This window comes from Vibrio misgurnus (assembly GCF_029635775.1).
Taxonomy (GTDB): domain Bacteria; phylum Pseudomonadota; class Gammaproteobacteria; order Enterobacterales; family Vibrionaceae; genus Vibrio; species Vibrio chanodichtyis.
This window is the reverse complement of the sequence record NZ_CP113241.1, coordinates 399689-412406: the sequence shown is the minus strand read 5'-3', so window position 1 is coordinate 412406 and position 12718 is coordinate 399689. Positions and strand designations below refer to the sequence as shown.

The following is a 12718-nucleotide window of genomic DNA, read 5'->3' as shown; positions in this document are numbered from 1 at the left end:
TTTGGCTAGACACACCTAGCCCCATCCCCTATAATCTGACACCTATTCGGCCCCTTAGCTCAGTGGTTAGAGCAGGCGACTCATAATCGCTTGGTCCCCAGTTCAAGCCTGGGAGGGGCCACCAAATTCCATAAGGTTAGTAAGCATAGTGTTTATTAACCTTTTTTGTACCTGACGATTTTGGGTCAGGTAAACCCCGCACTCTGGTCGCACGATTTCCAAGATTTAGTGGCATCCTCCCCACTCTGAAGGACAGGGAGACGGCACCATGGGTAAAGTCTAGGATTCATGCTCGTCATCAGAAGGCGCAATAAAAAGCTCATCAGACTGTCGCCATTTTGCAATATCCCAGCACTAGCCTCTTAGTAAACCATTACACCCGAGGTTGCTATGCTTGCTAGATCTCCATTCATTTTGCCACGTAAAACTCCGTTTGGTGTCGGCGAACACTTGGTGGAATGGGCTACCGGATTAAAGCGACTCAATCATTTTTATGCCCAGCGTCCAGTCAACGCTGATCCTCGTGAATTTTTACGCTTTAGTTTAGAAGCGCTTGGCATCGACTACCACGTCATCCGCGGCGAGCGAACCAACATCCCATCACACGGCGCAACCTTAGTCGTTGCTAACCATCCTTTAGGCTGTGTCGAAGGCGTAATTTTGGCGGAACTACTCCTGAGCGTGCGCTCCGATGTCAAGATCCTCGCTAATCAATACTTAACCCAGGTACCAGAGTTAGCCCCACTTTTTATTGGGGTTGATGTTTTTGCTACCACTGACGCTGCCTGTGCCAATTTACATGCGCTACGACAAGCGCATAAGCACCTTGATCAAGGCGGAGTACTACTGATGTTTCCTGCTGGTGAAGTCTCGCAACTCGTCGACTCGAAACAAGGCCGCTTAGAAGATAAAGAGTGGAGCCAATCGGTGAGCCGTTTAGTCAAAAAGCATCATGCTCACACTGTGCCGATTTATATCGATGGCCATAACTCGACACCATTTTATCTGGCCGGAAAAATTCACCCACTACTGCGTACCCTTATGCTGGGGCGCGAGTTATTAAACAAGCAGCATACTCAAATTAATATCGCAATTGGTGAGGCGATTACCTACCATGAAGTGCAGCATCTGTGCGATCAACAATTGGTCAACTATTTACGACTTAACACCTATCTTTTAAAGCACTCACCGGTGAGAAATAAAACCGAAAGCGATCACTCGCTACCAGCGGTGGCACCGCGTCTGCCAATCGAGGATCTGCTCGAAGACATTGCTCAGTTGCCTTATGCAGACCATATGTTGCGGCATAATCAATTTGATGTGTACTGTACTAAAGCCGAAAACATTCCTGCGCTAATGCATGAAATTGGCCGTATTCGTGAATTGAATTTCCGCGCTGTCGGTGAAGGAACCGGTCAAACCTTAGACATTGATCTGTTTGATCGTGATTATTGGCATCTCTTTATTTGGGATAGAGAACAGCAGCAACTCGTTGGTGCATATCGCCTCGGCCTGGTTGATCAGCTATTGCACCACAAAGGGATTGAAGGCCTCTATTCCAGAACGCTTTTCCACTATGATCAACGCTTTCTCAGTAATATGGGTAATGCAATTGAAATGGGGCGCTCCGTGATTGATGGTCATTACCAAAAAAGCATGACCGCACTCCTGCTGCTGTGGAAAGGCATTGGGACTTATATTAGTCGCCATCCACACTATACCCATCTGTTTGGCCCTGTGAGCATCAGTAATGATTACAGTGAGCAAGCACGACGTTTGCTCACCGACACCATGACGCTGCACTATTACGACGCCGAACAAGCGCAGTTAGTCATCGCCAGCAATCCACTTCCGATTGGGCAGGCGCAATGGAACGCAAACTTATTAAGCTCACTGGCTGATTTACAATTACTGTCACGGGTTATTGCGCGGATAGATGAAGGCAAAGGCGTTCCGGTCTTATTGCGTCAATATCTCGGTCTCAACGGTAAATTAGTCAGTTTTAACGTTGATCCGGCGTTCAATAATGCACTGGATGGCTTGATTGTAGTCGATTTGCGCAACGTTCCGCACAAAACACTGGCACGCTATATGGGGCAACAGCAAGCAAAGGATTACCAGATAACTCATCAGTATTTCAGTGAAATTTAAACCACCACGCTAAGAGCAACCGATCTTGGCGTGATGGACGGTTGGCTTTGTTTTGGTTGCTTAATGACTGATGCCCTGTGCACGCGCTTTTGCTCTTGGCGCATAATGCCTCCGGAGAAAAAGGCACGATGTCAACACATTGTGTCTTATTGGTATGTGAAGTTAATTAACCGCTTATTTTTTGAGAGCAGCCGAGAAAACCAACCGTCAGAGCATCACGTAAGCAAGTTCATCGGTAGTTGTCATCGGTTATAATTTATATGCTACTGGCAATTCCTATTTCTTTGGTAGATATCGGGAATGTAACTGCTCACCGAGAGCATCTTGCGTTATCGCACTATCTATACCATCTAGCGAATTAAGCTGAAGTGAGTGGCTGTAGCCCCACTTGGATAGATCTTCATGCTAAAGAACTCACCAATACGCATTTGCCATCTATTATCAATATGTTGCGGGTGAGCAGTTACTCGGGGATTACTATGCTACTTACACAGACTTTTATACTCTCATCGGTAATCCTACTTATAGGCGTTAAAAGCGTTTTTTCAATTGATTTAATGTCGGTAGTGCTGTCATTGCCCCCTTCTGGGTCGTTGCAAGTGCACCACACGCATTACCCCATGAGATCGCCTTCTCGATAGCGGCCCATTCATTCCATATGCCTGATCTTGATAGTTGTGCAAGCATTCCACCAACAAAAGCGTCGCCTGCACCTGTTGTATCTACAGGAGTAACTGCCGTGCCAGTAATCAGTTTTTGCTGCCCATTAAATACAACTAAGGCTCCTTTAGCCCCTTGAGTTACAACAACTAATTTTTGTGGAGAGAGTGCCAATTTTTCTAATGACTGTTGAAGGTCACTGCAATCAGTTAAAAACATCAGCTCATCATCTGAAAATTTAACGACATCTGCGAGTTCAATTGCTTTCAAAATTGTAGGTTTAATTTCATCCGCCTTTGACCAGACTTCTTCTCGAAGATTTGGATCAAAACTGATAAATCCGCCTTTTGTTTTTAACTTTTTAGCTGCCTCAAACGTAGCCGAACGACTTGGTTCATTTGCCAATGCTATTGAGCAAAAATGCAACCATTCCCCAGCGTTGAACTCTGGAATATCATCTCGATGGAAAAATTGATCCGCGCTCGGTTTTACCATAAAAGTAAAGCTTCGCTCACCAGTGTCATCTAAATCAACAATGACTGTTGACGTTCTTTGGCTTGCATCCAATAACAATTTTTGTGTATCAACACCTTCGTTTTTTAATGTCTTCAGCAGAAATCGACCTAGAGGATCGTCTCCAACACGGCCCAAAAAGGAAGCTTTCCCTTCTAACCTTGCAATCGCGACGGCAACATTTGCAGGTGCACCTCCAGGACATTTCAGATATGAACATTCAGAGTCCGGAATTAAATCAACAACGGCATCACCAGTAACCCAAACCTTATTCATCATTACCACCTAATTTAAGAAATAAAATAAGGGGATACTATAGTTCCCCTAAAACTTGGTTAAATTAGCGCTTCAATGCAATAGCATGCCCTTTATGATCAAATAAATGGCACATTGAAGGACAGAAAGAAAAGCGCGCGGTCGTATACTTTTCAGGCACGAGATCTGATTTAACCTCAATCACCAACTCTTTTGAGTTACCTTGGCTGGCATGAACAAAACTAGTTCCTCCCAAAAGCTCTACAGCATTTACGGTTAAATCCAGGGCAACGGAGTGTGTATCACCAAGACCTATATGTTCAGGGCGAATACCCATTGAATAAGGTAAATCGTCTAGTTTTTGATATTTATCTAGCGTTAACTTCAAGATCTCGCCATCAGTTGTTTTCATAAAAACTTCTTTACCATTTTGCTCTTCAAGGATAATCGGGATGAAATTCATTTTTGGAGAGCCGATAAACCCTGCAACAAACTGATTCACTGGACGATGGTAAAGTTCCATCGGTGTACCAACTTGCACCACTTTACCCGCACGCAAAACAACGATTTTATCTGCCATGGTCATTGCTTCAACTTGGTCATGCGTAACGTATACCATGGTACTCCCTAACTGTTCATGAAGTGCCGATATTTCAAGGCGCATCTGAACCCTAAGTTCGGCATCTAAATTTGATAAAGGCTCATCAAAAAGAAACACATCAGGGTTGCGAACGATAGCACGACCGATCGCTACACGTTGGCGTTGGCCGCCAGAAAGTTGGGACGGTTTACGATCCATTAATTCGTCTAATTGAAGGATTTTTGCTGCATCATTCACCTTGCGCTCAATTTCGTGCTTTTCGACACCAGACACTTTAAGCCCAATGCTCATATTCTGACGTACGGTCATGTGTGGATAAAGCGCATATGACTGGAACACCATAGCAATGCCTCGTTTAGAGGGATCGAGATCATTCACGACTCGGTTGCCAATTTCGATTTCACCACTCGAAATGGTCTCAAGACCGGCGATTAATCTAAGTAAGGTGGATTTACCACAGCCCGATGGACCAACAAAAACAACAAATTCACCATCTTTAATATCTAAGTCAACATTATGGATAGTCTGTATATCATCAAAAAATTTATTTACATTACGAAGCGTTAAGTCTGCCATCATATTCACCTATCTTTATTTAATTTTCTGATTTGCAACGATAACATCCATCCATCCTTGGCCACCAAGATTCACGTTTCCGTCTAATTTATCTGGGTAATGAAGCTGCGTCATACTAAATTTACCATCATCGAGTAGAAGCTCGACAGCCCCCTTATCGACAATAATATCTACACTGATTTCGGTGCCTACACACTTATGATTAACGGTATAATCATGTGGGAATTCTTTTTTCATAACCTCATCAGTACCGAAATATTCTCGAATACTACGAACTTCAATACCTGATACTGTTCTCTTAATTTCTAAACTCGGCTTGCTTAAACCAAATAAAGACAAGGTTACAACTTGATTTATACTCAAAGATAGCGTTGCGTTAATTTTATATACATCAGACTCAATCTGAATATTGCTAGATTGAGCCAAAACTGGCTGAGTAAAATGCAGGTTATTTTCAATAAAAAAGTGCTGGGCTAGAACAAGTTCACCTTCTAGATTTCGTACAAGCTGAAATTCTTTTGGAAGAGTCATACTACCTCGGAATGATTTCGTATCTGTGTTACGAGCATATTTCCAATTACTCATCCAGGAAATACCGATCCGCTTACCTTCCGGTGCATTGAAATAACTTTGCGTCGCGTAGTAATCACAACCATTATCAAGCCAAAGGACTTTATTTTCTGGATTTGAGTTAGTGAAAACTTCTCCGTCAAAGTCACCAATAAAATATTGAGTACTAGGCGTTTGACCGTAGTTAGAATCGGTATCATGTGGACCGATGCCCACTATCAATATCCATTTAATTTCACCATCTGACATTTTTAATGGGAAAAGATCAGGACACTCCCAAGGGCCTTGGCTATGATGCCCCTCGGTTTCTCCAAACTCAGAGCAATACTCCCAAGAGAGTAGATTCTTTGACTTGTAAATTCCAACTGTTTGTCCATGAGTCAACACCATGACCCAATGATTGGCACTTTCCACCCAAACCACTTTAGGGTCTCGGTAGCAAAGCAAATCAGGGTTTGGAAGGATTGGGTTCTTCTCATATTTATCCCATGTTTGACCACCATCTTTACTAAACGCCAAACACTGAGTTTGTAAGTCTTCAGGACATATTTGGTGTCTTGGCATACTCGCCGTATAGTAAAGAATCAAGTTATTTTCAGACTCTTGATCAAACAGACCCGATACATTTTTGTTATCTATGATCGCTGAGCCAGAAAACATATAGCCGTGCTGATCGGGAGCGAGTGCTATTGGGTTATGCTTCCAATTCACCAGATCTTTACTAATAGCATGTCCCCAGTGCATTGGGCCCCAAACTGTACTCATGGGGTAGTATTGATAGAACAAATGCCATTTTCCTTGTGAATAAACAAGCCCGTTAGGATCATTTATCCAGCCGAATGCTGGTGAAAAGTGTATAGATGGTTTGAATTTTTCAATAAGAGACATAAATGACTTACCCTTTAACTGCTGAGCCTGTGATGCTGGCAATAAACTGACGTTGAACAATAAGGAAGAAAATAATGACAGGCAGTGCCATACATACGGCAAACGCCATAACGTTACCCCAATAGGTTTGATTACTTCCGAAGTATGCCGACATTGCTACCGACAGAGGACGAACTTCTGGCCCTCGAGTGACCATAATTGGCCACAAATAACTGTTCCAAATACCAATGAAGTGCAAAATAGCCACAGTGACACATACTGGCTTTGAAGATGGCAAACCAATATGCCAATATGTTTTGAATAGGCTAAAGCCATCAACTTTTGCTGCATCAATGAGATCCCTAGGGATTTTGCTAAAGAATTGATAAAATAAGAAAATGAAAAATGCATTCGACAATGCGGGAAGGATCTGTACTGCATATGTATCAATCAAACCAGCACGGCTAACCATTAAGAGTTGAGGTAAAACCAAACTCTCACCAGGAATAGCCAAAACTGAAATGATTGCAGCGATAACAACCTTGCGCCATTTGCCCTCTCCCCATGCTAATGAAAAGGCTGCCATTGAGTTAATCAATAATGATAATGTTAAGGTTGTTGCCGTGATAAATGCTGTATTAAATAAATAGCCTCCAAATGGATGATAAGGATCTGACCATACAGCAATAAAGTTATTCATAGAAAATACTTGTGGAATAAAACTCTCCCATGTCCCCATGGTAGCCAAAATATTAGTATTATCTGGATTTAAACTAATGGTGACTGTCATCATTAATGGAATTAAAATAATCAACCCCAAAAATACCGCAAAAAAATACTGTAAAGCTCGCATAAAATACCTCAATTACTCGGTTTTCATTAGCCGGCGCTGAATAAGACCAAGCGTTGCAACTACGACAAAGAAAATAACTGAAATCGATGATGCATAACCTATTTTCTGAGATGAATACCCGTTAGAAAACATATACTGAACAATGGTCATTGTTGCCCCATTAGGGCCACCACCTGTTAATATATTGACCTGAGTAAACAAGCTTAATGCACCAATTGTTGTAATTATAACCACAAATATATTGGTATTCCTTAAACCAGGCAATGTGATATATCTGAATTTATCCCAGTTACTAAAACCATCTATGGAAGCTGCTTCATACCTGTCTTTTGGAATTTCTTGCAAACCTGCCAAATAAATAAGCATTTGAAATGGGAATGAAGCCCAAACGGAAAGCATAATAATCGACAGCATAGCGACATTTGAATCACCTAACCAATCAATATAACCGTTGGATTGAGTGAGCCATTGATAAGCCCCATTTAAAAGTCCATCAGGGGTTTGAAAAATAACAGCCCAAATTGCGACAATGACTGTCATTGGTGTTAGCATGGGTAGAATAGCCACACTTCTAAACAATGCGATACCTTTTATTTTACTATTAAGCAACATTGCACTTCCTAACGAAATCGTTAATTGAACAGGAATTACAATAACAGCAAAATAAATAGTATTCTTAACAGAAGCCCAAAACTCAGGGTCTGTTAATACTCGCTCATAATTTCTAAGCCCTACCCATTGCGTTGGAATTGGTCTAGGAATCAATCGTTCATTGGTAAATGAAAAGTAACCAGACAAGAAAAAAGGTATAAATACAAACACCGCTAACAAAATAATAGCCGGAAGCAGCATACCTATTTCAGGGATGTAACGCTTATATGATTTCATGATTAATTCTACTTTGATATAGGGAGCAGAAATCCTGCTCCCAAATTAAATTTACTTACTTATCAAATGGTGGATAACCCATATTGTCTTCAATATCGTCATCAATGACCATTGCAGCTCTGTTGAGAGCAGCCTTAGGATCTGCTCCATCAAAGATATTCTTCAACGCCTTACCAAACTCACTAGTAATAACGGGATAGGCAGGATGAACCGGACGAACTACAGCAATTTGTTTTGCTTGAAGAGCCATGACGTGAGCAGTACCACCTTCAGCAAATACTGGCGTTAATTCCATAGAATCTATTCGTGCAGGAATATAACCTGTTGTCTTACTCCATTCTGCAACTTGCTCTTTTGAAAATGCAAAATTGAGAAATTTCGCTATATCAGCATCTTTTTTTGTTGATGATGGAACAGCCCATCCCCATCCACCATTTGGCGCATAGGCTCTTTCTCCAAACTTTGGTGCGGGGATCATAACCAAGTCATTACCCAATGACTCAGAATGAGCGCGCCACATCCAGTTACCAACCCATGACAGTGCGGCGGTTTTATCACCAAAAAACCGGTTGTCACCAGCCGTGCTCGGAACTAAAAATCCTTGACGCTGCCATGTGTACATTTTCATGACAGCATCAATGGTTTTATCCGAGTTAATCGTGCCATTCGCAACCCATGTTTTTTGATCAATGATGTCACCACCATTTGACTTGATAAATGGATAATAACCATAAGTATTCCATTCACCACCGTAGTTAAGTTTAAAATCTAATGGCCACTTAACACCTTTCACATTTTTCAGTTTACTTAATACTTCTGTAAATTCTTTATAATCCCAGGCTTCATCAGGTGTTTGAGGGATTTTAATACCGGCTTCATCTAAATATTTTTTATTGCCCCAAAGTGCTACTGATGAGTCACCTTGACCAAGCATATATATTTTTTTGTCTGGTCCATAAGTTCCTTGGGCAATAAGGCCTGGTAACATTTGCTCAAGCACCTCACCTTGAAACATTTCATTTAATGGTTTCAGCATGCCTGACCAAACATAGTTCGCCATATTTGGGCCATCAACCATTATCAGATCTGGGAGATCACCAGACATCCATGCGGCTCGGATTGCATCGTCATAACCCGGAATTGGTTGGATTTTGACCTTCAAATTTTCAGAGGAAAATTGTGCATTAAATACTTTCTCTAGCTGTATAAAATAGGGGCGTTCCGATTCGCCATCTACTACCCATGCAGTAATTTCTTGCGCAAAAGCCGCGTAAGATAGACTAGCTGTTAGCATACCAGTAATAATTGGTAAGGTTTTTTTGATCATTATTGATATTCCTTTATTATTTGAATTGAACTGCCTCTAAGAACTAATCTAGGGAGAAGTAATTGAGGTGTATAGGATGCTTTCTTATCGGTAGCTTTCATTTGAAGTAGCATCTCTTCAAACCCAACATGTGCTATTTCTCTCATTGGCTGTGATACACTAGATATGTTAAGTATTTTCGATGTCAATGAGTTATCGAATCCAACAACAACGACATAATCAGGGACACGAATACCTCTAGCTAAAAAAGCCTCTATTACCTGCTGTGCAAATACATCGTTGACACAAAATATAGCACTCACCGATACTTTACCTTCCTTACTAATTAAGCCTGAAACATAATCCTGAATGTTATTACCGGCTTCGGTATCAAACATCTGCTCAGGCGTGATCTCTATATTTCGGTAGGCAAGTATTTCTTTAAATCCAGTAAGCTTGTCTTCCTTATCATTTATTGGTCCAACATAGCCGATTTTTGTATTCCCTAGGGACATGAGGTGGTTTGCAGCCAATCTACCACCTTCTTTGTGATCTACGGCTATAGATGGAAGAACTGCTGAAATTTGAGTAAGTAAAACCGTACTAAATTTGTAATTCTTAATTTGATTTAAATAATCTTCATCTAAACAGTGTGGAACTAAAAAAACGCCATCAACTTCATGGTTTTCACACTCTTGTAGGTACAGTTTTTCTTGTCTTAAATTGTGTCTACTATTGAAAAATAAAACACAGCGTCCATGGTGAAATGCTTCATTTTCAATCACTTCAAGAAGTTCAGAAAAGAATGGATTTGAGATATTCGGGAATATCACCCCAAATAAATTAGTCCGTTTTTTTACCGGCAATTTTTTCTCGTAACTCAGTTCATTAATAGCGCGCTCAACCACTTTTAATGTTTCTGGTGATACTTTGTTGGGTTCATTTAATGCTCGAGACACAGTGGCAATGGATACACCTACGTGTGCTGCGATATCCCTAACGGTAGCCATATGATTTAGTCCAGCTCTGAAGTTAACTTGATTATATAAATGCATTGAAAACAAAAAAGCCCGAAGGTATGTAACTAAGTGATTTATTGCTGTAACAACGCACAATGAAAAAGGTTTTGTGATGTAACAGTGGATTATTGTTACATCGATATGCTGCTAAGGGAAATTTATGGTTAAGAGTAGTAAGCGGTAAGTAAACCCGTGACGCTTCATTCCACGCCACTGAGTTCAACATTCCATGGCATCAGATCCGATATATCATTGGCATGAGTGCACTTTGAAAGCCCAGTGAACAGAGGCCGAAAGTCATAATACGGGTTGATGTCGTGGGCTCGACATGTCATGACCAAGCTATACAGATTAGCACTGGCTTTTGCTCCACCGACCGAGGTCGAGAACATCCAGTTTTTTCGCCCTGCCGTGCATGTGATCCCAACAATTTCCTTTCCTACTCATACTTTGCTTTAGATTATAACCCGTTATGATGTCTCGATAATCTTTTGAACAGTACTGACTACCTCTGTCACTATGAACGATAACCGAATGTTCTTGCTCTGTAGACTTATAAAATCAATCCCTTACTGGTGCACAGTTACCACCGGTCAGGCGTCATTCTGCCAAAGAGTCGTGCATCTTCGGAACTGTGATCTGCCAGATTACGTTAGCCGTTGCTAGTAAAACATCTTGCATAACGGCGCATGATCTGTGCCAATATTGTCGTAAAAAATCTTGAAAAATGCTCGAGGCCATCGCCGATGGGCTGCCTACGATAGACAAATGTAACAAGGTTTGCATGTTTCATCACAATTCATTGTGAAAATACCCGTGTTACCTATCTATTATCAATGTTCTAAAAATTGTTATTGGTATCTGTTTCATTTTTTTCGCATAACTACATCGTATAAATCGCTACATTTTAATCTTCACATTGTGAAAGGTAATCACATGAAAAAGCTTAACCTACTCATCGCAACTGGTGCCGCACTATCATGCATATCTCTAAGTGCTATAGCAGAAAAAAGTAATGCATCGAGCATAGTCGAGCACCTATATCCAAGATTTGGAAGTAGCTGGGTAGGAGACCCGATGCCTTTTAATAATGACGGAACCTTAGAGATTTTTTATTTGGATGACGCTCGCTTTGGCTCTGAAGGTTTTCATCCTTGGCATAGAACAAGTACAAAGGACTTCACGAGCTATGTCGATCAAGGTGAAGTCATCCCATATGTCGAAGATTTACAATCGCAGGAATTAGCCTTAGGTACTGGATCCGTGATTAAGGTCGGTGATACCTATCACGCGTTCTATACTGCTCATAATAAAAACCTCGACCCTTATGAAGCGATCATGCATGCGACGAGTTCCGATATGCAAAATTGGACAAAGCATCCTAATCATAAATTTTTTGCTCCAAATCGTTATGAAAAAAATGACTTTCGAGATCCACACGTTCTCTATATAGAGGAAGAAAATAAGTATTGGATGTTGGTTACCGCTCGTCAGAATGGACGCGGTGTTATTGCAAAGCTCACTTCCACAGACTTAATTCACTGGAAAGACGAAGGTATTTTATTTGAAAATGATATGATTACTCGAGACACAAACTTAGAGTGTCCAACGCTAATTCGGTACGGTAATTTCTGGTATTTATCATTTTCTGATCAATGGCCAGACCGCGTTACCCAATATCGGATAGCAGATAATCCAAATGGTCCATTTCGTAAACCAGCAAACCCTGCCGTCGATGGGCGTGGTTTCTATGCCGGTAAGCTAGAGCAAATGAATGGGCATCTTTATGTTGCAGGATGGACCCCATCAAAGCAATTATATCAAGATAATGGAGATTTTGCCTGGGCGGGAAACCTTGTTATTCATCAACTGAGACAGGAAAAAGATGGACAACTTTATACTCAAGCGCCAGCACAAGTAGAACAATACTTTCAGTCAACCTCAACTCCTAAGGTATCTTCAACAACTAACCCTAATGAGAATGCTCTAAAGTTTAAAAAAGATAACTATCAGGTAACTTCTTTTGGCAAAATTGAAGGTATAACGAAAATTGAGGGTACGATAACCACCTCTGGATGGTTTAATAATCAATTTGGTATTACATTTAATGTTATTCAAGACCGTGGTCGGTTGCATATCACCTTTGATAAATCGAAGGATAAAATATTTTTTTACAACGTTCCTCTTGATCGTATAGATGAGTTTGAACCTCAGATTACTATCAATCATAAACTAAAAGATAACTCCAAATTCACCATATATATCGATGATAGTATCATGGTGATGTACATAGATAATGAGATTGCATTGAGCACTAGGATGTATCGGATGCAAGACCGTACATGGGGAATATTTTCAAAGAATTCAAATGTTGAATTCAGTGATCTGTTCATTTCAACCAAATAGACAAATAAATAAAAGGTGCAATTAATTGCACCTTTTATTTATTTTTACATTTT

Annotated in this window: 9 protein-coding genes, 1 tRNA gene and 2 pseudogenes; 3 read left to right on the top strand and 9 right to left on the bottom strand. The window is 40.8% G+C overall.

What is annotated here, in order from left to right:
• Positions 1-48 precede the first annotated feature (48 nt).
• Positions 49-124 (top strand) — tRNA-Ile (locus tag OOK74_RS02005).
• A 266-nt stretch (positions 125-390) separates the two neighbouring features.
• Positions 391-2151: a bifunctional lysophospholipid acyltransferase family protein/GNAT family N-acetyltransferase gene (locus OOK74_RS02000; RefSeq protein ID WP_278183025.1), complete on the top strand. Its 1761-nt coding sequence runs from the start codon at positions 391-393 to the stop codon at positions 2149-2151.
• Positions 2152-2682: 531 nt separating this feature from the next.
• On the opposite strand, the gene cscK is transcribed toward OOK74_RS02000, so the two are convergent.
• The 9 genes and pseudogenes from cscK to OOK74_RS15025 form a co-directional block, all read right to left on the bottom strand.
• Positions 2683-3600 (bottom strand): fructokinase, encoded by a 918-nt coding sequence (gene cscK / locus OOK74_RS01995; RefSeq protein WP_278183247.1) that lies wholly within the window; start codon positions 3598-3600, stop codon positions 2683-2685.
• A gap of 64 nt (positions 3601-3664) precedes the next feature.
• Positions 3665-4756 carry an ABC transporter ATP-binding protein gene (locus OOK74_RS01990; protein ID WP_278183246.1) on the bottom strand — a complete coding sequence of 364 codons (1092 nt, stop codon included), beginning with the start codon at positions 4754-4756 and terminating at the stop codon, positions 3665-3667.
• Between the two features lie 15 nt (positions 4757-4771).
• The gene (locus OOK74_RS01985; protein WP_278183024.1) at positions 4772-6214 is read right to left on the bottom strand and encodes a glycoside hydrolase family 32 protein; all 1443 of its coding nucleotides are present in this window, start codon (positions 6212-6214) and stop codon (positions 4772-4774) included.
• A gap of 7 nt (positions 6215-6221) precedes the next feature.
• A complete protein-coding gene (locus OOK74_RS01980) occupies positions 6222-7046 on the bottom strand; it encodes a carbohydrate ABC transporter permease (protein ID WP_278183023.1) in 825 nt (274 codons plus the stop codon).
• Between the two features lie 12 nt (positions 7047-7058).
• Positions 7059-7934, bottom strand: a complete 876-nt coding sequence (locus OOK74_RS01975; protein ID WP_278183022.1) for a carbohydrate ABC transporter permease — start codon at positions 7932-7934, stop codon at positions 7059-7061.
• Between the two features lie 55 nt (positions 7935-7989).
• Positions 7990-9261 (bottom strand): ABC transporter substrate-binding protein, encoded by a 1272-nt coding sequence (locus OOK74_RS01970; protein ID WP_278183021.1) that lies wholly within the window; start codon positions 9259-9261, stop codon positions 7990-7992.
• A complete protein-coding gene (locus OOK74_RS01965; protein ID WP_278183020.1) occupies positions 9261-10250 on the bottom strand; it encodes a LacI family DNA-binding transcriptional regulator in 990 nt (329 codons plus the stop codon). Before OOK74_RS01965 ends, OOK74_RS01970 begins: the two co-directional genes overlap by 1 nt.
• A 209-nt stretch (positions 10251-10459) precedes the next feature.
• Positions 10460-10672: pseudogene (locus OOK74_RS01960) on the bottom strand (transposase domain-containing protein); the annotation flags it as partial.
• Between the two features lie 4 nt (positions 10673-10676).
• Positions 10677-10790 (bottom strand): annotated as a pseudogene (locus OOK74_RS15025) (DDE-type integrase/transposase/recombinase); the annotation flags it as partial.
• 405 nt (positions 10791-11195) lie between these two features.
• On the opposite strand from OOK74_RS15025, the gene OOK74_RS01955 reads away from it, so the two are divergent.
• On the top strand, positions 11196-12665 hold the full coding sequence (locus OOK74_RS01955) for a glycoside hydrolase family 32 protein (RefSeq protein WP_278183019.1): 1470 nt from the start codon (positions 11196-11198) through the stop codon (positions 12663-12665).
• Positions 12666-12718: the final 53 nt, after the last annotated feature.

What these genes read in the sequence shown, in the direction of transcription:
- OOK74_RS02000 (WP_278183025.1), top strand. Translation starts at nt 391, where the DNA reads ATGCTTGCTAGATCTCCATTCATTTTGCCACGTAAAACTCCGTTTGGT.
- OOK74_RS01970 (WP_278183021.1), bottom strand. Translation starts at nt 9,261, where the DNA reads ATGATCAAAAAAACCTTACCAATTATTACTGGTATGCTAACAGCTAGT.
- OOK74_RS01965 (WP_278183020.1), bottom strand. Translation starts at nt 10,250, where the DNA reads ATGGCTACCGTTAGGGATATCGCAGCACACGTAGGTGTATCCATTGCC.
- OOK74_RS01955 (WP_278183019.1), top strand. Translation starts at nt 11,196, where the DNA reads ATGAAAAAGCTTAACCTACTCATCGCAACTGGTGCCGCACTATCATGC.
- cscK (WP_278183247.1), bottom strand. Translation starts at nt 3,600, where the DNA reads ATGAATAAGGTTTGGGTTACTGGTGATGCCGTTGTTGATTTAATTCCG.
- OOK74_RS01980 (WP_278183023.1), bottom strand. Translation starts at nt 7,046, where the DNA reads ATGCGAGCTTTACAGTATTTTTTTGCGGTATTTTTGGGGTTGATTATT.
- OOK74_RS01975 (WP_278183022.1), bottom strand. Translation starts at nt 7,934, where the DNA reads ATGAAATCATATAAGCGTTACATCCCTGAAATAGGTATGCTGCTTCCG.
- OOK74_RS01985 (WP_278183024.1), bottom strand. Translation starts at nt 6,214, where the DNA reads ATGTCTCTTATTGAAAAATTCAAACCATCTATACACTTTTCACCAGCA.
- OOK74_RS01990 (WP_278183246.1), bottom strand. Translation starts at nt 4,756, where the DNA reads ATGGCAGACTTAACGCTTCGTAATGTAAATAAATTTTTTGATGATATA.